Here is a 25183-nt window from a genome sequence, read left to right on the forward strand (position 1 = left end):
CTTTAACCGTTGCGGATGCGCGGATCGAGCCATGCAAGAAGCAGGTCGGAGATCAGCGTACCGATGAGGGTAAGGATGCTCATGAGCAGAATGATGCTGCCGGCCAGATACATATCTTGGGCAAAGAGCGCGCTGAGCAGCAGCGGCCCGGTTGTCGGCAGGCTGAGCACGATGGACACCACGACCGCTCCGGAAACGAGATGCGGCAAGACCCAGCCGAGCGTTGAGACGAACGGGTTGAGCGCCACGCGCACCGGATACTTCAAGAGCAGCCTGGTTTCGCTGAGACCGCGGGCGCGCGCCATGTCGACATAGGGCTTGTTAAGCTCATCCAGCAGGTTTGCTCGCATGATGCGGATAAGCGCTGCCGTCGCGCCGGTGCCGAGCACGATGACCGGGATCCACATGTGCTTCATGAGATCCCAAAGCTTGCCCCAGCTCCAGGCCGCATTCATGTATTCGGGTGAGAACAGTCCACCGATGCTCAGCCCGAAATAGTGAGCGCTGAAATACATCAGCACCAGCGCCAGCAGGAAGCTTGGAATGGCAAGGCCGAGGAAGCCGAAGAAGGTGGCGACGTAGTCGCCGACGGAATATTGCCGCACTGCCGAATAGATGCCGATCGGGAATGCCACCGCCCACACGAAGATCAGTGTGATGAGCGAAACCACCATCGTCAGGTTCAGGCGCGACCAGATAAGCTCGCTGACCGGTTTGTTCCAGTCGAAAGACTGCCCGAAATCGCCGCGCAGCAAAATGCCGCTGATCCACTTCCAGTATTGGACGATCAAGGGCTGATCGAGTCCATAGCGCTCGCGCAGGCCCGCGAGCACCCCGGGATCGATGGTTTCGTTCTGCGACGCCAGCCGGGCGGTCAAAGCAGTCAGGAAATCACCCGGCGGAAGCTGGATGATGATGAATGTGACGATCGAAATCACGAACATCATCGGGATCATGTAGAGCAGGCGTCTGATCATGAATCCGGCCATTTCCTCGCTCCTTGCCGTGTATGTGGGCAGATCTGCTGCGACACGAAACAAGGGCGGCGGCAGGACTTGTCGCCGCCCGGTTCGGAAGGTCAGTTTTCGTAGTAGAAGGTCTCCGGCTTCACCGGCCCGGGGATCATGTAGAAAGAGGTGCTCGGGATGACGTCGGGCACATTGCGCATATTCTTCTTGACGATCCCGACGCGGTCGGGTTCGAGGTTGGTACCGATGATGTAGAATTGGTCGCGTGTAATGGCGAGCAGTTCCTTCATGGCCGCGAGCTGCTGCTCAAGTGTCGCACTCTGCTGCACCTTCCGGTACAGATCCATCTGCTTCTTGGCTTCCTCGCTCGGCTCCTCGGCATTCGGATCGTTGGGGTTCTGGTAGTAAAGACCCCAGGCGGTCGCGAAGCTCGATTCATATTCATGCGGGAAGTACCATTTGGGATCGAGCAGTCCCAGAAAATCGTAGCCTCCGCCGCCGACCCAGCCGATGCCATCGTTCTCGTTGGTCTGGAGACGGGCGAAGATGAGCGAGCGCTCCGTCGGTCGCGGCTGCATATCGATGCCGACGGTCCTCCAGTAGCGCTGGATCAATTCGAGCGCGTCACTTTGGATCGGACTCCCCGTCAGTACGTCTATGGCGAAGGTTACCCGCCTGCCGTCCGGCCCGAGTCTGTACCCTTCGGCGTCGCGAGTCGTCAGTCCCGCCTTGTCGAGATACCGGTTGGCAAGATTGACGTCGTACTTGAGGTATTGGGTCGCCATCTGCTCGTCATAGAGCGCGCTGCCTTCACGCGGAGCGGCCTGGTATGGTTTCGATTGGCCGGCGTAGATGAGCTGGTTGAGCTCCTCGCGGTTGATCGCGTGGCTGAGACCGATGCGAAAGTTCTTGTCTGAGAAGACCTTGCGCAGCACCTTGTTCTTGTGGGTCTGGTTCAGCGTGATAAGCAAGGCGTTTGACCAAGCCGGCCGCGCGATGAAAAGCCTGTATCCGCCCTTTTCCTGATTCTGAACGATGACCGGCCGGGCGTCCGTGGTCTCGATGAAACGGTTCTGCATGTCGATCTCGCCATTGATCGCCTTCAGAATGATCGCCTGTGTGTCCTCCATCACGTCGATGGTGACCTTGTCGAGATAGGGCAGCTGGTTGCCGGCGGTGTCGACTTTCGCATAGTAGGGGTTGCGCTCGGCCACGACCTGCGATGTGCCCACATAGGGGGCGGCCAGCATCCAGGCGTCGAGCACCGGGCGGCCGACATCGCGCCAGCGGCCGGGGAACGAGATCTTGTTGTTGAAGAGCTGCACCCAGTCTGCCGCACCGGCCTGCTTGACCAGCGCGGCAATGCCTTCTGGATTGAAATCCTTGTGGAATTTCTTGAGGTAGTGCGCCGGCGAGGCGGCAAGGATATCGGCGCCGCGGATGGTGGCCATGTTCATCAGGAACAGGCCGTTGGGCGCCTTGAATCTAAACACGACTTTGTAGTCGCCAAGCTTTTCGACTTTGACTGGCTCGCCGCCTGCCGTCAGCCATGCCGGGGGCGAGGGCGTGATTTCCTTGTTGCGCAGGACATGCTCGTCCCAGAAGATCAGGTCGTCGGCGCTGAAGGGCTCGCCGTCCGACCAGCGGGTGCCTTCGCGCAGGGTGAACGTGTATTCAGTGGCGTCGGCATTAACCTCGAAACTCTCGGCGATATCGGGAATGACCTCGGTCCATTCGGGGTTCCAGCGGACAAGCCGGGTATAGCCGATCGAGCGCTCGATCTCGCTGTCGCCGCCGCCGAAAGTGGCGGTGCGCCAGGTGCCGCCGTAGCTGCCAACCGACTGGAGCGGCGCAAGTACGAGGGGCTTTGCCGGCAGGCGCTTGTCAACAGGAGGCAATTTTTTTGCATCGACGAGCGCTTTGAGCTGCGGAGACTCCTGAAAAGCAACTGCAGCCCCGGCCCAGCCGGCGCCCACAACAAGTGCGAGAACGGCAGCACACGCGGCTTGCCGTGGCAGATCTCGGACGAGCTTCATCATTTCCTCCCAATGTGAACCCGCAGAACGCTGTCGTTATCTTAGTCCTTCTTTGTCTTGAGTTACGTTATCGTTACCGTAATTTTCTGTCAAATGGATTCTCCTCGCGCCTAGAATAACCGATATTTTTGCTTGGCTTTGAACTCAGATATGTGCGATATCGTTACCATCTATTTGCAGAGAGACGAGCATTTGACCCGGCATAAGGATTTCGAATCGAAGACCACAATTGCCGACGTGGCCCGCGCGGCGGGCGTGTCGCCGATGACTGTTTCACGCGTATTGAATGGCCATGGCGGCGCCAGTGCCGAAACCAGCGAGCGCGTTGTCTCGGCTGCCAGCGCGCTGAACTACCGGCCCAATCCTTTCGCACGCGGGCTGCGGTCCGACCGATCGAGAACCATTGGATTTCTGGTTCCAGACATTACCAACCCGTTCTTCCCCGAGATTATCCGCGGTGCCGAAGACGCGGCCAACGCCGCCGGCTACAATCTGCTGCTGTCGAACGTCGTGGAAAGCAGCAAGCGCGAGGCCGAGTTAATCGATGCGTTCCTGTTGCATCGTGTCGATGGAATCATCGTGTGCAGCGCGCGACTGCCGGACGCGGCGCTGCACAAGGCGCTTAGCCCACATCGGGCAGCGGTGCTTATCAACCGTGAGGCGCCGAAGGATGTCGCCGGCACGATAATGACCGACTATGAGCATGGCGCTTCGCGGGCGATCAACCACCTCGTGGCGCGTGGCCGGCGCAAGATTGCAATCATTGCCGGTCCTCGCAATTCCTATGGCGGTAAATGTCGCCTGATCGGCATCGGCAAGACCTTAGCCGAACACGGTCTCCAGGCGCCCGAGCCGATCTACTGCGACCCAACGGTTGCCGGCGGGCGCATCGCGGCAGAAGAGCTGTTAGCTGCGAAGTCGGGCTTCGACGCCCTTGTCTGCTACAACGATCTCAACGCCATCGGCGCCATGAAGGCCTGCCGGGCGGCGGGCATCACCGTACCGCAGCAAATGGCCCTGGTCGGCTTCGACGACATACCGATTGCCGAGCTGATGTCTCCGGCCTTGACTACCCTGCGCGTGCACAAGCGCGAGATGGGCGAAGCGGCCGTAAGGCTTCTACTCAGCCGTATCGTCACGAAGAATAAGCAGCACGGGGTCGTAATCGAGCCAGAACTCATGGTCCGCGAGACGACCTGATCGACAGACAGGAGGAGTTTTTGATGAATGTCCAGAACCTGCAAGCTTTGACCTTACCGGATGAAAAGAAGGCGTGGTTCGTGCATGACCGCTTCGGTCTTTTCGTGCATTGGGGGCTCTACGCGCTGCCGGCGAGGCACGAATGGGTGAAAAGCCGCGAAGAGCTGAGCGACGCCGACTATCAGAACTATTTTGATCATTTCGATCCGGATCTCTACGATCCCCGCGACTGGGCCAGGCGCGCCCGCGCCGCAGGCATGAAATATGTCGTGCTGACCTCCAAGCACCATGAAGGTTTTTGTCTCTGGGATACCAAGACGACCGACTACAAGGTGACCAACACGCCCTACGGACGAGACCTGCTCCTTCCGTTCGTGGAAGCATTTCGAGCCGAAGGACTGAAGATTGGCTTCTACTATTCGCTGATCGACTGGCACCATCCAGATTTTACGATCGACCCGCGTCATCCCCAGCGCAACCATCCCGATGCCGTTAAAATAAATGAAGCGCGCGACATTCGACGCTATGCCGCCGTCATGCGCGAGCAGGTCCGCGAACTGCTTACCGACTTCGGTCGGGTCGATGTCATGTGGTTCGATTTCTCCTACCCGCAGTGGAAGCAGGGCGACCTCGTCGGCAAAGGGCACAAGGACTGGGAGAGCGAACCACTGGTGCGCCTGGTGCGCGAACTCGCGCCGGATACGATCATCAACAACCGGCTCGATCTCGCCGATCTCGTGCCCGATATCGTAACGCCGGAGCAATATGTGCCTCGTGCCTGGCCTGAACGAGACGGCAAACGGATGACCTGGGAGGCGTGCCACACCTTCAGCGGCTCATGGGGTTATCACCGAGACGAGGATAGTTGGAAAAGCCCCGAGCAGCTGGTCCAGCTCCTGATCGGCAGTGTGGCGATGGGCGGCAACCTGCTGATGAACGTCGGGCCGACGGCGCGCGGCACGCTTGACCATCGCGCCAAGGCTGCGCTCAGCGCCTACGAAGAATGGATTGCGCTGCATGGGCGCAGCATCTATGGCTGCACCCAGTCTGAATTCTCCGCGCCGATCGACTGCAGGCTGACGCAGAATGGCAGCCGGCTCTACATCCACCTCTTCAACTGGCCGTTCCGGCACCTGCATTTCGACGCGCTGGCGGGCAAGATCGAGTATGCCCAGTTTTTGCATGACGGCAGCGAGGTAGCCTGGCTCAAACCATCCGGAAATACGCTTTGGAAGAACAGCCAGTTCCCCGTCGGCGAAGATGCCGTCAGCTTCGTGTTGCCGGTACGCAGACCATCTGTCACGGTGCCGGTCATTGAAGTTTTCCTGAAGACGTGAAGCTGTCGAGATCGGGCTATATTTGAGAATGGCGCCATGTCTGTCCTGATGACCCGGAACTGCGCAAAGGGTGGAAAGACGAAATTCTCATTCGTTCCCAAACGGAAAAAAACGCAGATATTCGGACCTGTGTCGCCGCGCTCAAGCCAAGGCCGGTTTCGAACCGACCGACAACAAAGACCGATCCTGATAGTCCATGAACGCTGGTTGGAGCCGGCACCCTTGAGCTGCCGAGGTTTGTGATCACCCTCGGCAGCCGTCGGCCTCGCAAAGGACCCGTTGCGCCGATTGCAGGTCCGATGTCGCGAATCCTTCGATAAACTTGCCATAGACGGGTGCGAGCAGGTCATGAGCTTCGTCGCCTCGACCCTGCGCGATCTGTAGCCGGCCGAGACTTGTCGCCGCGCGCAACTCCCACAAATCGGCGTGTTGCGCTCTGGCTACTTCAATCGCGTGCCGGAGCCGTGCTTCCACCCCGGCTCGATCAGCCATCGGCAACTGCAGCATCAGTTCGCCTGTCAGCCGATGCAGCTCCGCCTCGAACCACCGCTCGCCGGTTCCGCGCACCCGATCCAGCGCGTCGCTCAGCAAATCCAACCCCGTCTTCGCTCTGCCGGCTTGGGTTTCGAGGTATGCGAGACAGCTGAGGAAAAATGGAACCAGGAACCTCGCTCCCGTCGCCTGCCACGACCCCAATCCTTCCTGGACCTGCGTGATGGCCGCCTGTAACTCGCCTGTCTCTCCCAGCGTCCAGCCTCGAATGACCATGCCTGCCCCAAGAAAGTGTGGAGAGCCCTGCGCTCTCGCGAGCGTGATCAGCGAATCTGCCCGTTCCCGCGCTTCTCGCCGGTCGCCGCGAAGCTGCGACAGGATGCAGCCGTAAAGCAAGGCATAGCCAAGGGTGTTGCGGTGGGACAGTTCTGCTGCGTCCGTCAGCGCCTGGTTGCTCCTCGTCTGGGCTCGCTCCGGATAACCAAGAGTGAACAGGGTCCAGGATAGGACGGACATTCCTGATACCCTGGGGTCCTGGGCGAACAGGAAGGCGAGCGAGCGGTGTTGCTGCGGGTCATAAAGGGCGAGCGACCTCTCCAGATATTTTCGTGCGATGATCAACTCGCCGCGAAGGAAGGCATCGGTTCCAACGATGCGGTTGCCGACGGTCTCAGCCGACACATCCACTTCTTCTCGGGCGCGACGGAGCAGGTCCTCTCCGGCCTTTCGCCCCGCCTCCAACTCCGCGCGAACGACGTGGAAGACCCAGTCCCCGTAAAGGACAGGCAAGAGCCGATTAGAGCCACCGAGCCGCTCGCATAATTCGCGCGCTCGCGCGTTGGTACGCCCGACCTCCGGCGCTGCCCAACCCTTGGAAATCATCAGGGCGACGCCGAGAGCGACCTGCAGCTCGAGTTCCTGCCGCCAACGTGCGGCATCGTCAGGTAGGGATTCAAGCAGTTCCAGCCCTCTTGTCAGATGGGTAATCGCTTCCGCCGTTGCCGAGCGTGCAATCTCGGCTTGTCCGGCCCTGAGCCAGTAATTGATCGCCAGTGCGGGCTGTCCCGCCTCCGAGTAGTGCCGGGCTAAAAGTTCGGGTTGCCCCTGGACGGTTTCGGGGAAGCGGTGCTCGATCGCCCTGGCAATCGCGGCATGCAAGCGCAGCCGTTTCGTCCGCACAAGCGTCGCATAGGCCGCATCGCGTACAAGCGCGTGCTTGAAGCTGTAGGTCACCTGCGGAGAAATCGCGTGGCGGAACACCAATCCCGACGTAATAAGGGCGGCCAGCGCATCCTCAACTTCGCCCTTCGGCAACGCCGCGGCTGCGACGAGCAACTCGTGTGAGAATTCTCGTCCGATAGCGGCTGCAAGCTGCGCGACGTCCCTAGCAGAGGCCAGTCGATCGAGCCGAGCCAACAGCGATTCCTGAAGCGTGGCTGGAATTGGGATAGCTGACAGCGGATTGGCGAGCGTATAATGGTCGCCCTCGTCCTTGAGCAAGTTGGTCTCGATCACTGCCCGCGTCAGCTCTTCAACGAATAGAGGCACGCCGTCTGTCTTTGCGACGATGTCGTCTCGTACTTCGGCGGGCAGCTCCCTGCCACCGGTCAGCCTCTCGACCATAGCTGTGCCCTGCCGTCGGCTCAAACGACTAAGCGTCATCGCAGTGACATGAGCATGGCGCAGCCACGGTGGCAGGAACTCGGGACGGAAAGTGATGAGCACCAATACCCGCGAGCCCTGCACGCGGTCAATCACAAGATCGAGCAGCTCCAGCGAGGTCGGATCCGCCCAATGGACGTCCTCATACACGGCCAAGACAGGCTGATGCGCCGCAAGCCCCATGAGTTGGTCGACTAACACCTCCAGCGTCTGCTCCTTCTGCAGATGCGGACTCAACTCCAAAGGCCGATAGCGGTCGCCCGCCGGTATCGACAGCAGCGCCGCGAGCAAAGGGGCTACGCCGGCGACATCTTCCGTTGAAAGCGCAAGCAACCCCTCGAGTTTACTCAGTCTCGCTTCGGCGGCATCGCCTGCGGCGAACCCGGCCGCCCGCTCCAGGAGGCCGATCACCGGATGAAGCGGGCTGCTCTGATAATACGGCGAGCAATAGTGACTGACTGCCATATGCGGTTCGCTTTCCAACCGCCGCCGAAGGGCCCGGACAAGGCGCGACTTGCCGATGCCGGGCTCCCCCGCAAGCAGCACCACCTGGCCCTCGCCTTCCTTGATTGCTTCCCAGTACTTGAGCAGGAGCCCAATCTCATGGTCGCGACCGACGAGCGGGGTCAGCGCCGACCCGTGCAAGGCTTCGAAACGGCTTTCTGCAGCGCTTTCACCGAGTACGCGCCAAGCGCGTACTGAACCGGGAAAACCCTTCAGCGGCTCGAAACAGAGTTCGACAAGATCAAACAGAGCACCGATTAACTGCCGCGTGCGGAATGCCACCACCACGGTTCCAGGTTCGGCCAGACTTTGCAGCCGCGCCGCTAGATTGGGCGTGTCGCCGACGACCGTCTCCTCACGCGCTGCACCTTCACCAACCAGCTCGCCGACAACCACCAGGCCGGTGGCGATGCCAACCCGAGCTTGAAGCGCCCCACCGTGCGGTGGTCGCAGATCCCGCACTGCCTCGACTGCCGCCAGCCCCGCCCGCACGGCCCGTTCGGCCTCATCCTCGTGAGCACGCGGATAGCCGAAGTATGCAAGCACGCCATCGCCCATGTACTTTGCAACGTGTCCCTCGAACCGCGCAATCGCGCCCGCCACTGCACCCTGATAGTGTCGCAGCAATTCGCTCATCTCCTCCGGGTCAAGGCGTAACGAGAGCGCAGTCGACTCGACGAGGTCGACAAACATCACGGTGAGCTGGCGGCGCTCCGCCCCGGTGGCGGCTGATGTATCCCCTGGCCTGGGCGACTGTCGAACGGTCTCGCGCAGCGCTGCAATCGCGGCGAGCAGTCTACGGCGGTGCCCTACTGATATGACGCCGAGCCCAATCAGGTCTTCGGCGGTAAGATCCCGAAGTATCTCGGGATCGATGTCGTTTTGCCTGAACGCTTCCTCGTACTGTTCCAGGCCCTGATCGCGCAGCCAGGAACCGACCTGCATGGCTCCTCCTCCATCTGCTCGGACCGCGTGCCTACAGCATACTCCAGAAGCCTTTGAGCGGCACGGAGAAACTTTTTTGCGACGTTCGGACAATCGGGCCGAAAGCTGCTGTTGGTGGCATTTGCTTATATGAGGAGGGGGTCAACGCGGGACTGTCGTCAGGGTGACATTTTTGCACTTGAGACGGCCACTGTTCTGCTTGGGGCACCCACAACCAGGCCATCTGGATCATCGTCATCCGCAGCCTTGGATTGCCGGATTGTAAGACCCTGGTCATGACCGACCGAGCCACTTTGCCAAGGTGTCGGCCAAGTCCGGCATGGGCGGTAACCTGTCGTCGGTTGTCGACGTGACGCGACAACGCTGCGACCAGAGCACGGCGGTAAATTCCGGTCCGATGCCTTTCAAGGTGGGCAGCATCGCCGGTGCTGGCGTCGCGGGCAGCCTCGACAGCCTTGATCTGCTCGAGCAACAGCTCCAGCCGATCGGTTCGTCCCGATCGGTACCTTCAAATGTTCTGGCAACGGACGGCCATTGATCGGAAAGCACCGCCGGTTCGCACCTGCGCCTTCCTCTTGCGTTCGGCAAAACGCGTCAACTAGCGACACACCCGGTGAGAATTCGCTGAAAGGGCCCCGTCTGAAGCCGCTTCAGTTCCACGTGTGCAGGCACGTCTTCCAGGAACCGTCGCTTTGTTTTCGCAAGATCGTGACGACCGTGCCCTCGTAGCGCATCGCCTTCCCGTCTTCTCCCAAACCTGACGCCCACCACTTGCCGCTGGAATATGCGATGTCGCCCGCATCCTGGGCATCAAGCAATTCTATGCCGTGGCCTTTGATCCCAGCCGAGATCATTCCGGCCCAGAAATCGGCGATTGCCGTGCGGCCTTTTACGATTGCATGTGTGTGCGGCAGCACGGTTCCGTCTTCGGTGTATAGAGCCGCTATCGAAGCTGAATCTTTGCTGTTGAAAGCTGCATTCCAGCGGTCGTTAGCGTCTTTGACTATTTCGCGGATATTCGGCTCCGGCATGGTCACCTCCCGTGGGCTAAGCTGCTCCTGCGGTGTGTCCGCTTAGCAATTGTGCGTTCTTAAGGTCTGGCAGTGCCGTACCCTCTGTGAAACTTTCACAAATTCGGGCAAGCTGTTCACGCGCAGAAACTTCGTTGTCAATCCGCGCAAGGCTCAATGCTGCCCTCAATTCCCAAAAGCGTGCGCCCTGTGCTCGGGCAGTGGCCAGTGCCTCGCCGAAACGCTCCGCAGCCATCGTTTTCCGTTCGGGATCGATTTGCAGCATGGCCTCTCCCTGAAGACGGAAAACCTCGGCCGCGAACCAACGCTCATTGGTACGTTCGATGACCTGCTGTGCTTCCACAAGGAGCGTGAGGGCCGCACCCGGATGTCCGGCTTTCATGGCGATCTGGGCTTGAACCGCCGAGAAGTACGGCGACATATACTTCGCCCCGGTGCGACGCCACTCTTCAATACCCCTCAACAAATCGGATCTGCCACGATCTGTTTCGCCCTCCTCGGCAATTGCCCAGGCATGCAGGATCATTGCTCCTGCCTGCCAAAAGCGAAATCCCGCCTCTTCCGAGATTTCCAGGAGTTCATAGGCCCGACTCTTCACAGCCTCCCGATTGCCTAGTATCTGATGGACGACACCCCCGAAAAACAAAGGCAGGGCGAGACTGTTGCGGTGTCCTAAGCTTCTCGCTTCCCGCACCGCTTCATCATTGGCCGCAATCGCCTGATCGGGCAAACCAAGCGGCAATAGAGTGCGGGCCAGGTAGTCGAGACAGACGACGCGGGGGTCAAAGGCATACACGAATGCTTCAGACCGATGCTCCTGCGGGTCATAAAGCGACAGCGCTTCCTTCAAATGGGCGCGAGCACGCAAAAATTCGCCCGCGGGAAGCGCGCTGACACCGGCCGCCCGATGGGCGAAGAAAGACAGGCCGCGGTCATTATTCTGACCGGCCAGCTCCAGCAGCTTGTCGGCGGCGCGACGCGCTTCAGCAAGCTCGGCCGCATAGAGATGGTAGAGACAGAGGCCGTAGAGGACCGGGAACAGCTGGTGCACCTCATCCAGCTCTTCGCACAGCTCCTGTGCCCGCAGGTACGCCGCTCCTGTTTCCGGTGCGGCAAAGCCATGCGCTGCCACTTGCGCGCTGCCGAACGCGACCTGAATCGCTAGTTCTCGCCGCGATCGCTCCTGGCAAGGCGGGAGGGCCGCCAATCCGTTCAGGGCATTCCGGAACCGGACAAGGGCTTCCGAAATCGAGGAGCGCGAAAGCGCGCGCCGTCCGGCCAATTCGTTGTACTCGACGGCCTTGTCTAAAAGACAGGCTTGGTTGAAATGATGAGCAAGCAGCTCGGGCTCAGCTTCCACCTTTTCAGGGAAGTGTTCCTCCATGATGTGTGCAATTCGCGCGTGTAGCTGTTGGCGTCGGCTCAATAAAAGGCTCCCGTAAGCGGCATCTTGAACCAGTGCGTGTTTGAAGGCGTAGGTGACATCGCCGCCTCCCCCACGGCGGAATACCAGGCCTGCGGCCACAAGCTGGTCAGTCGCCCTCTCCAGCTCGGGTTCTGTCAGCCCAGCGGCAGCAGCCAGCAATTCGTGACTGAATTCCCGGCCGATCACTGCACCGATCTGAGCCACCTCCCTGACAGACGCCAGCCGATCGAGCCTTGCCATCAAGGAGTCGTGCAGCGTTGCGGGTACCGCAAGCGGAGGCAAGGGACCTGACAGTTCGTAATCCTCGCCGGTGTCGCTAAGCATGCCTGATTCCAAGATGACCTTGGTCAATTCCTCGATGAAAAGCGGCACGCCCTCGGTTTTTGAAAGAATTTGGTCGAGAACCGAGGGTGGAAGACGCTTTCCTCCTGTCATGGCCATGATAATCGAGGCCGCCTGCGCACGACTCAATCGGTTCAGTGTCAATAAAGTTGCGTGCGGAAGGCCATTCCACCGAACCAGGCCTTCCGGCCGGGATGTGGCGACGAGCATGATTGGAAGCTTTTGAATCCGATCCACAATCACATCGAAGAGCTCGGCCGATACCGGATCAAGATAATGAGCATCCTCAAGCAGCATGAGAATAGGCTTTGCTCCCGCGAGGGCCACCAGTTGGTCGACCAAGACCTCGAATGTGCGCGTTTTCAACTTTTGCGGCATCAGATCGGGTTTGGGATAACGGTCTCCCGTGGGAATCGACAGCAGGGTGGCGATCAGCGGCACTTCCTCCTGCGGATTATTGGTCGCTGCAAGCACTCCTTCTAGAAACGCCAGCTGCCGTTCGGGCGGATCCGTCCGTGAAATGCTGGCAGCGCGCAGCAACTGGTCAATCACTGGGAAAAGCGCGCTCTGCGTATGATAAGGTGAGCAGAAATAACGCAAATATGTGACGTTCTCCTCCTTCAACCGTTCGCGAAGTTCCTCGAGGATGCGTGACTTTCCGATCCCTGCTTCGCCAAAGAGCTCGACAACCTGACCTTCCCCCGACGTCGCGAGATTCCATCGCTCGGTCAACAAGGCCAGGTCAAGATCTCGCCCCGCCAGCGCAGCAGTGCCTCCCGCGTGGAGAGCGTCGAAACGGCTTTCCGCCCGGCCCTCCCCGATTACTTGGTAGGAATTCGTGGGGGTATCGAAACCGTGCAGTTTCTGCGGACGGATACGCTTCACCTCGAAGAGCTTACCTGTCAGTCGGAATGTAAGTTCAGAAATCAGCACCGTGTTCGGTTCAGCGAGAGCTTGCAGTCTGGCCGCGAGGTTTGGTGTCTCGCCGACAACTGCATTCTCTTGAGCGGCGCCGGACCCGACTAAATCGCCGACGACCACCAGACCGGTCGCTATCCCAACACGAACGGAGAGTTGCTGGCCGCCCTTGGTCGACAAGCCCTTGACCGTTTCTACAACCGCAAGACCTGCCTTGACGGCTCGCTCGGCTTCGTCCTCGTGGGTCTGGGGCCAGCCGAAATAACAAAGCACGCCATCGCCCATCAGCTTCGCCACGTAGCCGTCAAAGCGGACGACGTCGCCCGCCACGGCATTTTGGAACTCACGCAACAGCGCGCCCATTTCCTCAGGATCGAGATGGGTGGAAAAGCCAGTAGAACCCACCAGGTCGACGAACATCACGGTCAGCTGGCGTCTTTCCGCCTCTCGGGGCCGCGCGGACAATGGTTGGGGACGAGGAGGAACGGCGGTCAAATCCGCCTGAAGACAAAGACGCGGGGCCGCTTGGCCGTTGTCAAGTCCAGCAATTGCCTCGAGTATTTTCTTTCTGTGCGCGAGGGGAGCCACCCCGATCTCTTTAAGGTCGTCGGAGGTCAGCTTCGGCAGCATCTCCGCGTCAATCGCATTGATCTCGAAGGCCGAGGCGTACTGCCCACATCCCAAGCTTTCCAGCCAGGAAGAAATAACCATCGGGGGCCCTCCCCAGGACAACCCTCAAGAAAACACTATACCGCATCCACCGGGAAAAAGCACTCGCCAAGCCTTGTATACCGACAGTGTCGGAGGGGTACTTCACCCTTGGATAGCCGAAGCTGCTGGGCGATGCCGGCCCCTTTCCAGCTTGCGTCCGGGGCATTGCGGCAAGCGTTCGCTTCGCAATAAAAAGCCCGGCGCGGGAGGAGGTGCGCCGGGCTTCGATAATGACTGGCAGCTTGGGAGGAGGAGTGCTGCCCGTCGGACCGAAGCGGCTCGGGAGGAGGGTGAATCGCTTCGGACCATTAAAAGGTAATGCTGCAACGCAGCAAATTCAAGCCCAACGCTCAAAATACTGCTTTCCTTTCCCGTTTCCCGCTGTAGTTGCCAAGAGATTGGGCGCCCCGTCCTGTCACCGCATAAATACACGTTCCGAGAATATCGCCGACGATGAAAAGCAAGAGCAGACCGGTCCCATGACCCGATTTCATCCCGGCTGATCCGCAAGCGTCTCCAACGCTATCCCGCTCATGCTCCTCCTTTTCAGAGGGGTCCGACAATAACTGCATTCGCTCTTCGCCGTCGTCAATATCGCCGCGCTCGTGCTTTTACGCGACAGGGTTGGGCATTCGCATTTCAAAGCACCCACGATTGCGCCGGTGCTGGGTTCGATCACCTGTGTGTTTCCGCTCCGGTTCAGTACCTGATCGCCCCGTGCTTCTCGGTCTTGGCGTCGTACTGTGATTCGTCTGTGTCGGCATCATGCGCATCAGCAGTCAGAAGGCCTGCAAGGGCCAGTGCACGGTTGCTGTCGGCGCCGCTCCTTTCGGCGCGCCTTGGCAACAGGCTGCAATTGATATACTAGTATGCAAACGAAGACATTTCAGGCAGTCCATGCGGCAGGCGTCCGGTTCCGAAGCGATCGACTTTCCGGCTCTTTTGGAAAGACCGGCGAAGCTTCGCCGCGTAACGGCGGCGGATGCGATTTTCGAGCGGCTTCATGCCGACATCGTTTCGCTGCGCATGCCGCCGGGAATTGCGCTTCAGGAAAAGCGAATCGCCGAGGAATTCGGCGTCAGCCGCACGCCGGTGCGTGAAGCGCTGCTTCGTCTTGCCGAAGGCGGGCTCGTGGAGATTTATCCGCAGTCCGGCACCGTCGTTTCGCGTATCCCCATATCGGCAATCCCAGAAGCGGTTGTCGTTCGCAAAGCACTGGAGGGCACGACTATCGAAAGTGCTGCCAGAATGGCCAAGCCGCATCACATTGCCCGGCTCGATGCCATCATCTCCCGGCAGAAGGCGCTTGCCGCCCTCGGCGACGTGTCCAGCTTCCATGAAGAAGACGAGGCCTTTCACGAGGCGATAATCCAGATCGCGGGCTATCCCGGTATCTGGACCATCCTGAAAACGGTCAAGGTGCAGATCGACCGAGCCCGGCGGCTGACGCTTCCAGCCTTGGGCCGCATGGACAACGTAGTTCCCGAACACTGTGCTATCCGCGATGCGATCGCAGCCCACGATGAGAACGCCGCTCGCAACGCGATGCTTCACCATCTGAGCGCCGTCATTCCCGACGTCGCGGAGCTTCGCACACGTTATCCCGATTATTTCTGCTGAAGCAGCCGGCAGAACCCATAAACAACGAGACAGCAAGGAGGAAACAGATGCGGCAAGGTTGGAGATGGTTTGGGCCTGAGGCTCCCGTCACTTTGGACGATGTACGCCAGACAGGCGCGACGAACATCGTTTCCTCGCTGCATCAGATACCGATCGGCCGCGCCTGGACGAAAAGCGAAGTCGGCGAACGCAAATCGATGATCGAGAATACGCCGCCCGGCCGCTCGTCCCTCACGTGGTCCGTCGTCGAGAGCATTCCGATCCCCGACGCAGTCAAGCGCAAGGGTGGCCAGGCCAAGGCCGAAATCGAGGCCTGGATTGCAAGCCTCGAAGCCGTCGCCGCCTGCGGGATCCCGATCATCTGCTACAACTTCATGCCCGTAGTCGACTGGACACGCACCGAGCTCGACTACGAGATATCAACGGGCGCGACCGCCATGCGCTTCGACCACGAACGCTTTGCTGCCTTCGACCTCTTCGTGCTGCAGCGTCAGGGCGCCGAAAAGGAATATTCAGCGGAGGACCGGCAACGCGCCCGCGATGTCTACGAGGCTATGCCGGAAGCGGAGATCGCCGAGATCACACGCATCATAACCTCGGCGCTGCCGGGCTCGACCACCGAGCCTTTGACCATTCCCGGCTTCCGCGAAAAGCTTGCCGCCTATGCCGGCATCGACGCCGCCAAGCTTCGCCAGCACCTCATCGAATTCCTTCAGGCCGTCACACCTGCCGCCGAAGCGCGCGGCGTCAAGCTGACGCTCCATCCGGACGATCCGCCGCGTTCGCTCTTCGGCCTGCCGCGCATTGCCTCGACGGCAGACGACTACGCTGCCCTTTTCGAGGCCGTACCATCACAGGCAAACGGTATGTGCTACTGCACCGGCAGCCTCGGAGTGCGCGCCGACAACGACATGCCGGCGATCGCCCGCCGCTTTGCCTCGCGCATTTACTTCGCACACCTGCGCGCCACCAAGCGCGAAGGCGACGGCCGCTCCTTCCATGAGAGCGCACATCTGGAAGGCGATGTCGATATGGTCGCAGTTCTCAAGGAACTCGTGGCCGAGGACCGCAAGCGCAGCCCGGAAGGCGAAATCGTGTTTCGCTCCGACCATGGTCACCGTATGCTGGACGACCTGAACAAGACCGTCACGCCAGGCTATCCCGCGATCGGCCGCATGCGCGGATTGGCGGAACTGCGCGGTATCCTGCACGCGCTCGGTGCCAAACCATCCTGACCGTGAGAGAGCGGTCGAGGGGCCGCCATTCCGTTTTCGGAGGTTCTTTTCCTCGTTTGCCTCACCGAGAGTTCGGCGCGATGAAAGGGGGTGCGGGAAACGTACCTCTTGCGGCTCGAATCCGGCACGGATGCTATGGCTGGCGTGGGCGGTCTTGGCGTCCTGCCGAGCCACTTGGATTGAGACCAAACCCGCCCTCCATTGGCCACTGCGCTCTCTATTGTACCATCACAGGAGGTTGATTTTCTTACGTCAGGCGCATGTTTAATCCCCTTCTGTGGTTGCCGCCCGTTGCGCAAGAAGTTTTTTGACTGTCTGAACGTGTGATCGAGTGCGGTCTTCTGTCAGGCCTTTTTGCGCGCCGCTTTCAGAGGCCGCTGGCCGGTGCCGTCCTCTCCGCTTTGTGGCCTATCCGACCACATCCTGGCACACTGCGATGCCGTCTGGGGAGGGCGGCAACACCCCATCTTTAATGCGTCAATTAATGCGCTAATGGCGAATGGCCTGGGGCCGCGACCCTACAACCCCAAGGCGAAGCAGCTGGCTATGCGGGTGCCTCGGTCATTGACTACGATTTTGATTACTTTGTTGAGGCAGCTTCTGTCGATTTTGCCAATGGAAGGGCGGCTTGCGACCATCGCGCCCTATCCATCCGCTATCCCGTAGACCTTGAAAACCGATACGGTCGTCACTGGCCGCACTTCCTGTTGGATCTAATGCCACAAAGACATGCGCGCCGGAAACTTGCCGAACACCTTGAGCTGAACGAAGCTTCGCACGAAGCCGATCTTCCCCTCCTGCTCCGGGCGGCCTTGTGTCGGCAATCCTGAAACAATTCTCGTCTGATCCCTTTGCCGGCATCGCTGCGTATCTAAGACGTGACATCGCAAATCTGGCGTTCGACAATCTTGACAATCACGGACGAAACTCGGCGCTGAACAAGTATTCTGGTGGGACCATTCGGCTCTCGCCACTCTTCGACTTCGCCCCCATGCGACTGGCGAAGGAAGGAATCATCCGGTCTACCCGATGTGCGTCGCATGCGCGACCGTTGGGACCATACGGCTAGCGCGATTTTCCATCATCGGCCTGCATGAAGTCCGGCGCAAATCGTCCCCTTTCGTCAGCTTCCATCAATTCGTTACTGACGTTGCGGATGTGGCGCGCCATCGCCTTATAGGCGGCGTCGGGATTGCGCAGACGCAGAGCTGTCAGGATTGCATGGTGATCGCCGATCCAGAGCGGGCGCACGCTTGGCGCGTGGATATGCTCATGCAGTTTTTTCCACATCAGCGACTCGTCGCGCTGAACCCAAAGCGCCTCGACGATTGAAACGATGATGGCATTTCCGGTCATGCGCGCAATCGTCACATGGAAATCTCGGTCGCCCTTTTCGTTGTTTAAGGTGACATCGGTCTCATGCTCCATCTGAGCGATACAGTCCTCGAGCACGGCAATATCGTAGTTCGTGGCGCGTTCGGCCGCCATGGCGGCGGCACTCGCCTCGACTGCAAGCCGGGCTTCCAGAAGCTCGAAGGGACCGGGTCCGGCATCCGCACTGATCTTGTCAAAATTGACCTGATTGCCGCGAACCGGCAAAACGACGATGCCTGCCCTGCCCTTGACCTCGACCAGTCCGCGCATCTCCAAAGCAATAACCGCCTCGCGCACGACCGGGCGGCTGACTTGGAGTTCTTCGGCAAGCTCGCGTTCGGAAGGCATGCGCCAGTCCGGGTTCTTGGCGTTTGCCTCGATCATGCGCGCTATACGGCGTGCGACGATCTGATAAAGCCGCTGCTCCCCCTGAAGCCGAAGCGCTGGTACGGCTGCCCCCATGATACCTCCTTGCGGCGCCACCCTTAAGATGGGTGGCGCATGTCTGTTTGGCGCTCAGGCGCTGGCGGCCATACGCCGCTCCTCGTCCGGAAGCCACGAGTGGTAAAGCGGATGCTCGGCGGTGATCGGCAGCGGCGTCGGCTTGCCGGTGCGCTGCGAATGATAGGCAGCCGTCACCAGTTCCAGCGAATTGCGCGCGTCCTGCAGCGTCACCGGCGGCTCCTTGTCTTCGACGATCGCCTGATGGAACAGCTCGAACTGGCGGGTGTAGCCGTCTTCCTTCACTTCGTAGCCGGCCAGTGCTTCGTCGACACGCTTCTGGTGCTCCTCGGTGCCTGCGATGAAGCTCCACGGATCGCGACCCATCGTATAAGGCTCGAGAATGCTTTCGGCGACGAGATCATGGAAGCAGAAGCGCAGGCGCGAGATCTCCTTGCGTGAGCCGAGCGTCATGGAAAGGACCGCCAGCGATCCGTTTTGCATCTTGACGGAAAGCGCCATCGTATCTTCGACTTCGATCTTGTTTACCAGCGTCGCGCCATAGGCAAAGACTTCGGCGCAGGCGCCATGCACATAATTCAGCATGTCGTGCGCATGGATCGCGTGGCCAAGCAGGCCGCCGCCGAGCTCGCTCTTCCACTTTCCGCGCCACGGAACTTCGTAATAGGCAGGGCCACGCCACCAATGAGTTTCGATCGTTGTCAGGAAGGGGCGCCCGGTCAGACCAAGCTCGATCAGCAGCTTCAGCTTCTGAAGACCGGAGCCGTAGCGATACTGGAAGATCGGCATGAGTTTCTTGCCGCCGGAACGCGCGACAATGCGACTCATCTCGTCGACGTCGGCAATCGAGCCGAAGAGCGGCTTTTCACAAATCACATGTTTTCCCGATTCGATGCCCTTCTTGCAGAGTTCGAAATGAGAATCCGGCGGTGTCGAAATATCGATGATGTCGAGATCGTTGCGGACAAAAAGGTCGTCGACATTCTGAGTATACTCGCCAATGCCATGCTTTTGGCAAAGTTCGCGGCCGCGTTCTTCGTCCAGCGAGCAAAGCACCGGCACGTCGAAAAGATCCTTGTTCCAGTCGTAGCCGATCAGATGGCGCGACGCGATGCCCGCACCGATTACGCCAACGCGCAATTTCTTCGTCATGATATCTCCTCCTATCGTCCGCCGAGCCGGGAAGCCTTGGCCTGCGCCTCAAGCGAAAGGCGGCAGACCTCGTAGACGTGCGCCTGCGTCATCGCCGTTTCCGTGCGATCGCGCACATCGGCGGTGAATGCTTCAAAATAGTCGAGCTTCTCGCTGCTGCAGTCGATGTAGGTATTTTCCTCGCCGTTCACGAGGAATAGATGATCCTTGCCGGGGCGGCCGGAAATATCGATGTATTTGCGAAGCTCGATATAGCCTTTGGTGCCGAGAATGGTCAGACGTCCGTCGCCCCAGGTCGGCAGCGCCTCGGGCGTAAACCAGTCGACGCGGACATAGCCAGACGCCTTGTCGGAGCGAAGCAATACCTCGCCGAAGTCCTGGAATGCCGGTTTCTCCGGCATGCCGAAGTTGCCGATTGCGCTTGCGACGACGTCGCCCCTCGTCGAGCCGGTATAGAAGAGAAACTGGTCGATCTGATGCGAGGCGATGTCGACGATGATGCCGCCAAAGGCTTCGGGATCGAAAAACCAGTCCGGCCGCGTCGGAAGCTGGAGCCGGTGCGGTCCCATGCCGAGCGTCTGTATGACCTTGCCGATCGCGCCTTCCTTGACGAGTTTGGCTGCTTTGACCGCCGAACGAACGCAATGGCGCTCCGAAAAGCAGATCGAGAAGATCCTGCCCGTCTCGGCGACGGCCTTCTTGACCTCCTCCAACTGCGCAAACGTCGTGACGCCCGGCTTATCCGTCATCACGTCCTTGCCGGCCCTCATGGCGCGGATCGCAAGACCGGCGCGATCGCGCGGAATGGCGGAGATGCAGATGACGTCGATGGACGGATCGGCGAAAATCGTCTCGCGATCGATCTGCGGCGCATCCGGATATGTCTTCTTGAAATTTTCGAGCAGCGCCGGAACAGAGGTCTTCGGGCAATAACCAACGAATTCTCCACCCGCCGCTTGCAATCCCTTCACATGATCAAACGTGTGCGGATGATCGATTCCGACGACGGCAAATCTCGGCATTTTAGTCTCGTCCTCCTGCAAAAGCCGTGGGAGCTGCGGCTTCTCGTCTCCTCATAATTGGTCAAACCAGACACTCAAAGCTCGAACCTGTCAAGAATGTTTTTGCAACGGGAACTGCGCCAAACCAGCCACATTAGCTATGGTCCTGGCAAAAAATCTTTCGGCTCGCCGGTTGACAATCTGGTAAGTCCAGACAAGTTTATCGCAGATCGCCACCCTGGGCGGGAGGCCCGTCGCGATCGCTGGAGGATCTGGATATGAAACGCACCCGCATCGGCTTGTGGGCGGCCTCGACGCTGCTTGCAGCCACGGCGCTGACGGGTATTGCCCAGGCGCAGGAACTCACCGTTTTGTGCGACGATATCGGCTTCGGCTGCCTGACCATGGATCCCGTTGTCAAACGATACGAATCCGAGAATCCAGGCGTCAAGGTCAAGCTCGAGACCGTTCCCTATCAGTCGCTCGTCGAAAGCCTGCCGGTGCAACTCGAATCCGGCGAGGGCCCCGATGCGGCGATCATCACCGACCTCGGCGGCCTCAGCCGTTACTATCTCGACCTGACGCCTTATGTGAACGCGGCGAATTTCGAGAAGGAATACAGCCAGACCCTACAATGGCTGCGTGGCTCCAATCCGACGAGCAAGGCGATCAACGGCATGCCGACGACGCTCACCGTCAATGGCGCCTATGTCAATCTCACCTTGTTCGAGCAGGCGGGCGTTCCGGTTCCCAAGGAGGGCGCAACCTGGGCCGAATGGGCAGAAGCGACACGCAAGGTGGCCAAGGCGACCAATACCGAATACGCCATGGAGATGGACCGCTCTGGCCACCGCTTTGCAAGCCTTGCCATCAGTTACGGCGCCGAATTGGTCGATGACCAGGGCAAACCGGTTATCGACAAGGGGCTGAAGGACGCCGTCGAACAGTTCGTCGCATGGCACAAGGACGGAACAATGCCGATGGACCTTTGGGGAGCGGTCGGCGGCGCGACGCATCGCGAACTCTTCTCGGATTTCCTGAATGCCAAGACCGTGCTTTACTTCGGCGGTTCCTGGACGCTCAGCCAGATGGACAAGGAAGTAGGGGACCTCTTCGACTGGCAGGTTTCACCTGCGCCCTGCGGGCCTTCTTCGTGCACCGTCATGCCGGGCGGTGGAGCGCTCGTCGGCTTCAAGCATACCAAACAGCCCGAAGCGGTCGGCAAGCTGATCGACTATATCGCCCAGTCGAAGAACAATGCCGAAATCGTCTCGGCAGCCGTCGAGATTCCGGCGGCAAAATCACTCATCGAAAATGGCGTGACCTATCCGGGCGCCTCTGAGCGCACGCAACAATCACTTTCGACCTTCATCGCCCAGATCCCGAAAATGGCGCCGGCCGCCTATCGCTTCCAGGGCTGGCGCTATCAGCGTGCCATGATGAATGCACTGACGACGCGCATCAGCCAGGTCCTGAACAGCGAATTGGAGGTCGACGCTGCACTTGACCGTGTCAAGCAGGATGTCGAGCTCGCCATCAAGGCGGCCGGCCAATAGACCGGCTGATCGGCAAGGAGAGCGGTATGGCCACAAGGGCTCGACTTGCGACAGTTGCCGGCGGCATCATCCTCCTGCCGGCAAGGCTCGCCGAACCTTTGATGACGGGCCTGCAAAAGATCCTGGGCATCCGGCGCATGCCGTGGGTCTTTCTTCTGCCGAACCTCCTCGCCGTTCTGTTTTTCTCGCTCCTTCCGGTCGCGATCAACATCTTCTATTCGATCACCGGCAGCGACCGCCTTTATCCGAGCGAGCGACCCTTCATCGGTTCTGGCAATTACGAAACGCTGTTCGACTGCACCAACTACCTCGATGCATCCACCTGCTCGAGCGATCTCTTCTGGCGGGCCCTCCGCAATAGTCTCGTCTTCGTGCCGATCCAGGTGATCTGCATGATCGGCGTCGCGCTGCTTGCCGCTGTCTGCCTCAACCGCGAGATCCGCGGCCGCGGCTTCTTTCGCGCCGTCTTCTTCTTTCCCGTCATGCTTTCGCCTGTCGTCGTGGCCTTGACCTGGCAGTGGATCCTGCAGCGCAACGGCGCGTTGAACGGCATCCTGACCTGGCTCGGACTTTCACCCGTCAACTGGCTGGTATTTCCAAATACCGCCTTCTTCTGGTCGGTCTTTGTCACCGTCTGGGCGCATATGGGCTTTTACACGATCATTCTGCTTGCCGGGCTGCAGTCGATCCCGCGCGATGTCTACGAAGCTGCCAAGATGGACTCCGCCACCAACTGGCGGGTCTTCACGCGCATCACGCTGCCGCTTCTAAAGCCCGTCCTGCTCGTCGTCTTCGTTCTCTGCGTCATTCGCTCGGTCCAGACCTTCGATGAGCTCTACGTGCTGACAGGCGGCGGCCCCGGATCTGCGACGATGCTGATCGTCCAATATATCTACGAGGTCGGTTTCGCCGTGCAGCCTCGCAATTTCGGTCTTGCGGCCGCGGCCTCGCTGCTGCTCGGCGTCGTGCTCTTGATCTTCACCGGCCTGCAGCTGCGCCTGTCGAGGAATTCGCAACATGGCTGACGTTGCCCTGTCCAAACCCGGAGCTCCCATGCGCGGCTTGCTCTTTGCCCGGCGCGGGCGCAACAGGCTCGACGTTACCGATTGGCTCACCTATGGCTTCCTCGTCCTTGGACTGCTCATCATGTTCACGCCGGTTGCCTGGGTGGTCCTGTCTTCTTTCAAAACGCAAGCCAATCTGCAGGAATTTCCCCCGAGCCTTCTGCCCTATTCCAGCGAAACAGCCGCGGTTGAAGGTTTCGAGCAGCCGCTGCCGCTCTTCGACGTAACCTTGAAGGACGGCACGAAGGCGCGGCTTGCGCAGATCCGCCGTGTTGGCAGGAATGCGCAGATGATCAATCCCGACAACCCTGGTGCCGGCCGTGTCACCGTTGCCGTGACCGATGCGGTCCCCGTCCGCAAGGTGCGGCTTGCGACCGAAAACTACAGCAACCTGGTCGCAAGTTCCGGCCAGGCGATGGGCCGCTATGTCTATAACAGCCTGTTCATCACCACTGTTGCGACCATTATCACGCTGGTGATGAATTCCATGGCTGCCTTTGCGCTTTCGAAGTACCGTTTCGCAGGCAGCAGCGTCGCCTTGATCTCGATCCTGTCGACGCTGATGATCCCGGCCACCGTGGTTCTCGTGCCGACTTACCTCATCGTTGCCGAACTCGGCCTTGTCGGAAATCTCTGGGGTGTCATCCTGCCGACCGTCGCGACGCCGACCGGCGTCTTCCTGCTACGCCAATACATGCTGACGATCCCTGACGAACTGATCGAGGCAGCGCGCATGGATCATGCGAGCGAGTGGCGCATCTTCTGGAGGATCGTCCTGCCGCTTTCCAGCCCGGCGCTTGCCGTTGTGGCGATCTTTTCGATCCTGTCGCGCTGGAACGACTTCCTGCTGCCCTTGATCGTGCTCAATCGCCGCGAGGTCTATACGCTGCAGCTGGCGCTTAACTCTTTCCAGAGCGAGTTCGAAGTCCGTTACGATCTGATGCTCGCCATGACGACCCTGACGGCGCTGCCGCTTGCCTGCGCCTTCATCTTTCTGCAGCGCTACATCACCACCGGCATCGCATCCACGGGCATCAAGTGAGTTTCGTTCATGGCAAACCTCGTACTGGAAAATGTCAACAAATCCTTCGGCACGCTGCAGGTGATCCCCGATATCAATCTCGATATTGCGGACGGCGAATTCGTCGTCTTCGTCGGCCCGTCCGGCTGTGGAAAGTCGACGCTGCTTAGAATGATTGCTGGGCTCGAAGAGGCAACGGGCGGCGACATCCGCATTAACGGCGAAAGCGTCATCGACACGCCGGCGGCCGATCGCGGCGTCGCCATGGTCTTCCAGTCCTACGCTCTTTATCCCCACATGACCGTTCGCCAGAACCTGAGCTTCGGACTTGAGAATATCCGGATGCCGAAAGACGAGATCGACCGCCGCGTTGAAGCAGCCGGCAAGCTTTTGCAGATCGACACGCTGCTCGACCGGCGCCCCCGCCAGCTGTCCGGCGGTCAGCGCCAGCGCGTCGCAATCGGTCGCGCCATCACCCGCGATCCGAAGATATTCCTCTTCGACGAGCCGCTTTCCAACCTCGATGCGGAACTGCGGGTGCTGATGCGCGTCGAGATTACAAAGCTGCACGAGCGGCTCGGCAATACGATGATCTATGTGACGCATGACCAGATCGAGGCGATGACAATGGCAGATAAGATCGTTGTCCTTCGCAAGGGCGTCATCGAGCAGGTCGGTGCGCCGCTTGATCTTTATAATCGCCCGCACAACACTTTCGTTGCCGGCTTCATCGGCTCGCCGCGCATGAACCTCATCGAAGGGACAATCGGCACTTCGACCAACGGGACGCTCGCCTTCGAGTGCGCCGGATTGCCGGCGTTGGAATTGCCCCTTGAAGTCGGGCTTGCAGCCGGACGGAAAGCAACACTCGGTGTGCGGCCCGAAGATTTCCTGGTTGGTGAAAGCGGCTGGCCAGCCGAGGTCGCCGTTGCCGAACAGCACGGCGCCAACAGCTATCTGCATTGCACCCTTCCAAACGGCGAGCCAATCCTGGTGCACCAGCAAGGCCAGAGCCGGGTCGCGCGCGGCGATATCCTCAACATCGCACCCCGTTCGGGCCATTGGCATCTGTTCGATGAAACCGGCCTGCGGATCAAAACCGACTGATCCTGCCGGGACAATCCTT

Annotated in this window: 17 protein-coding genes and 1 pseudogene; 9 read left to right on the forward strand and 9 right to left on the reverse strand. The window is 59.8% G+C overall.

Annotated elements, in window-relative coordinates; translation table 11 throughout:
• Positions 1-2: 2 nt before the first annotated feature.
• On the reverse strand, positions 3-989 hold the full coding sequence (locus RGR602_RS34525; RefSeq protein ID WP_040116359.1) for an ABC transporter permease: 987 nt from the start codon (positions 987-989) through the stop codon (positions 3-5).
• Between the two features lie 89 nt (positions 990-1078).
• The gene (locus RGR602_RS34530) at positions 1079-3004 is read right to left on the reverse strand and encodes an ABC transporter substrate-binding protein (protein WP_040116360.1); all 1926 of its coding nucleotides are present in this window, start codon (positions 3002-3004) and stop codon (positions 1079-1081) included.
• A 150-nt stretch (positions 3005-3154) separates the two neighbouring features.
• On the opposite strand from RGR602_RS34530, the gene RGR602_RS34535 reads away from it, so the two are divergent.
• Both RGR602_RS34535 and RGR602_RS34540 read left to right on the forward strand, forming a co-directional pair.
• Entirely contained in the window at positions 3155-4204 is a 1050-nt protein-coding gene (locus RGR602_RS34535; protein WP_082046759.1) for a LacI family DNA-binding transcriptional regulator, read from the forward strand.
• 23 nt (positions 4205-4227) lie between these two features.
• Complete coding sequence (locus tag RGR602_RS34540) at positions 4228-5541, forward strand: alpha-L-fucosidase (protein WP_052451905.1); 1314 nt, start codon at positions 4228-4230, stop codon at positions 5539-5541.
• A 243-nt stretch (positions 5542-5784) separates the two neighbouring features.
• On the opposite strand, the gene RGR602_RS34545 is transcribed toward RGR602_RS34540, so the two are convergent.
• From RGR602_RS34545 to RGR602_RS34560, 4 genes and pseudogenes are all read right to left on the reverse strand, one after another.
• On the reverse strand, positions 5785-9144 hold the full coding sequence (locus RGR602_RS34545) for an AAA family ATPase (protein ID WP_040116361.1): 3360 nt from the start codon (positions 9142-9144) through the stop codon (positions 5785-5787).
• A gap of 205 nt (positions 9145-9349) precedes the next feature.
• Positions 9350-9680: pseudogene (locus RGR602_RS39095) on the reverse strand (transposase); the annotation flags it as partial.
• 114 nt (positions 9681-9794) lie between these two features.
• Positions 9795-10175 carry a YybH family protein gene (locus RGR602_RS34555; RefSeq protein WP_052451906.1) on the reverse strand — a complete coding sequence of 127 codons (381 nt, stop codon included), beginning with the start codon at positions 10173-10175 and terminating at the stop codon, positions 9795-9797.
• A gap of 16 nt (positions 10176-10191) precedes the next feature.
• Positions 10192-13572 carry an adenylate/guanylate cyclase domain-containing protein gene (locus RGR602_RS34560; RefSeq protein WP_040116363.1) on the reverse strand — a complete coding sequence of 1127 codons (3381 nt, stop codon included), beginning with the start codon at positions 13570-13572 and terminating at the stop codon, positions 10192-10194.
• Between the two features lie 897 nt (positions 13573-14469).
• On the opposite strand from RGR602_RS34560, the gene RGR602_RS34570 reads away from it, so the two are divergent.
• The 3 genes from RGR602_RS34570 to RGR602_RS39100 all read left to right on the forward strand — a co-directional run bounded on the left by RGR602_RS34570 (position 14470) and on the right by RGR602_RS39100 (position 17496).
• Positions 14470-15192: a GntR family transcriptional regulator gene (locus tag RGR602_RS34570; RefSeq protein ID WP_040116365.1), complete on the forward strand. Its 723-nt coding sequence runs from the start codon at positions 14470-14472 to the stop codon at positions 15190-15192.
• A 47-nt stretch (positions 15193-15239) separates the two neighbouring features.
• Entirely contained in the window at positions 15240-16427 is a 1188-nt protein-coding gene (gene uxuA, locus RGR602_RS34575; protein WP_040116366.1) for a mannonate dehydratase, read from the forward strand.
• 814 nt (positions 16428-17241) lie between these two features.
• Positions 17242-17496 (forward strand): HipA domain-containing protein, encoded by a 255-nt coding sequence (locus RGR602_RS39100; protein ID WP_223844107.1) that lies wholly within the window; start codon positions 17242-17244, stop codon positions 17494-17496.
• Here RGR602_RS39100 and RGR602_RS34580 read toward each other — a convergent pair.
• The 3 genes from RGR602_RS34580 to RGR602_RS34590 are packed head-to-tail and all read right to left on the reverse strand — an operon-like array spanning position 17493 to position 20437.
• The gene (locus RGR602_RS34580) at positions 17493-18263 is read right to left on the reverse strand and encodes a FadR/GntR family transcriptional regulator (RefSeq protein WP_040116367.1); all 771 of its coding nucleotides are present in this window, start codon (positions 18261-18263) and stop codon (positions 17493-17495) included. The two genes, RGR602_RS39100 and RGR602_RS34580, sit on opposite strands and share 4 nt — an antisense overlap.
• A 54-nt stretch (positions 18264-18317) precedes the next feature.
• A complete protein-coding gene (locus RGR602_RS34585) occupies positions 18318-19415 on the reverse strand; it encodes a Gfo/Idh/MocA family protein (protein WP_040116368.1) in 1098 nt (365 codons plus the stop codon).
• Positions 19416-19426: 11 nt separating this feature from the next.
• Complete coding sequence (locus RGR602_RS34590) at positions 19427-20437, reverse strand: Gfo/Idh/MocA family protein (RefSeq protein ID WP_040116369.1); 1011 nt, start codon at positions 20435-20437, stop codon at positions 19427-19429.
• Positions 20438-20694: 257 nt separating this feature from the next.
• On the opposite strand from RGR602_RS34590, the gene RGR602_RS34595 reads away from it, so the two are divergent.
• The 4 genes from RGR602_RS34595 (at position 20695) to RGR602_RS34610 (ending at position 25164) form a co-directional block, all read left to right on the forward strand.
• A complete protein-coding gene (locus RGR602_RS34595) occupies positions 20695-21972 on the forward strand; it encodes an ABC transporter substrate-binding protein (RefSeq protein ID WP_040116370.1) in 1278 nt (425 codons plus the stop codon).
• A gap of 101 nt (positions 21973-22073) precedes the next feature.
• On the forward strand, positions 22074-22997 hold the full coding sequence (locus RGR602_RS34600) for a carbohydrate ABC transporter permease (protein WP_052451943.1): 924 nt from the start codon (positions 22074-22076) through the stop codon (positions 22995-22997).
• Positions 22990-24078 carry a carbohydrate ABC transporter permease gene (locus RGR602_RS34605; RefSeq protein WP_040116372.1) on the forward strand — a complete coding sequence of 363 codons (1089 nt, stop codon included), beginning with the start codon at positions 22990-22992 and terminating at the stop codon, positions 24076-24078. Before RGR602_RS34600 ends, RGR602_RS34605 begins: the two co-directional genes overlap by 8 nt.
• Before the next feature lie 9 nt (positions 24079-24087).
• Entirely contained in the window at positions 24088-25164 is a 1077-nt protein-coding gene (locus RGR602_RS34610) for an ABC transporter ATP-binding protein (RefSeq protein WP_040116373.1), read from the forward strand.
• The last annotated feature ends 19 nt before the right edge of the window (positions 25165-25183 follow it).

Origin of the sequence: Rhizobium gallicum bv. gallicum R602sp (genome assembly GCF_000816845.1) — a bacterium.
GTDB classification, from domain to species: domain Bacteria; phylum Pseudomonadota; class Alphaproteobacteria; order Rhizobiales; family Rhizobiaceae; genus Rhizobium; species Rhizobium gallicum.

Bases quoted from the DNA above. Each gene is read 5' to 3' on its own strand.
- RGR602_RS34580 (WP_040116367.1), bottom strand. From the start codon at position 18,263: ATGGGGGCAGCCGTACCAGCGCTTCGGCTTCAGGGGGAGCAGCGGCTT.
- RGR602_RS34610 (WP_040116373.1), top strand. From the start codon at position 24,088: ATGGCAAACCTCGTACTGGAAAATGTCAACAAATCCTTCGGCACGCTG.
- RGR602_RS34585 (WP_040116368.1), bottom strand. From the start codon at position 19,415: ATGACGAAGAAATTGCGCGTTGGCGTAATCGGTGCGGGCATCGCGTCG.
- RGR602_RS34545 (WP_040116361.1), bottom strand. From the start codon at position 9,144: ATGCAGGTCGGTTCCTGGCTGCGCGATCAGGGCCTGGAACAGTACGAG.
- RGR602_RS34595 (WP_040116370.1), top strand. From the start codon at position 20,695: ATGAAACGCACCCGCATCGGCTTGTGGGCGGCCTCGACGCTGCTTGCA.
- RGR602_RS34530 (WP_040116360.1), bottom strand. From the start codon at position 3,004: ATGAAGCTCGTCCGAGATCTGCCACGGCAAGCCGCGTGTGCTGCCGTT.
- RGR602_RS34570 (WP_040116365.1), top strand. From the start codon at position 14,470: ATGCGGCAGGCGTCCGGTTCCGAAGCGATCGACTTTCCGGCTCTTTTG.
- RGR602_RS34605 (WP_040116372.1), top strand. From the start codon at position 22,990: ATGGCTGACGTTGCCCTGTCCAAACCCGGAGCTCCCATGCGCGGCTTG.
- RGR602_RS34560 (WP_040116363.1), bottom strand. From the start codon at position 13,572: ATGGTTATTTCTTCCTGGCTGGAAAGCTTGGGATGTGGGCAGTACGCC.
- RGR602_RS34555 (WP_052451906.1), bottom strand. From the start codon at position 10,175: ATGCCGGAGCCGAATATCCGCGAAATAGTCAAAGACGCTAACGACCGC.
- uxuA (WP_040116366.1), top strand. From the start codon at position 15,240: ATGCGGCAAGGTTGGAGATGGTTTGGGCCTGAGGCTCCCGTCACTTTG.
- RGR602_RS34525 (WP_040116359.1), bottom strand. From the start codon at position 989: ATGGCCGGATTCATGATCAGACGCCTGCTCTACATGATCCCGATGATG.
- RGR602_RS34590 (WP_040116369.1), bottom strand. From the start codon at position 20,437: ATGCCGAGATTTGCCGTCGTCGGAATCGATCATCCGCACACGTTTGAT.
- RGR602_RS34535 (WP_082046759.1), top strand. From the start codon at position 3,155: ATGTGCGATATCGTTACCATCTATTTGCAGAGAGACGAGCATTTGACC.
- RGR602_RS34600 (WP_052451943.1), top strand. From the start codon at position 22,074: ATGACGGGCCTGCAAAAGATCCTGGGCATCCGGCGCATGCCGTGGGTC.
- RGR602_RS34540 (WP_052451905.1), top strand. From the start codon at position 4,228: ATGAATGTCCAGAACCTGCAAGCTTTGACCTTACCGGATGAAAAGAAG.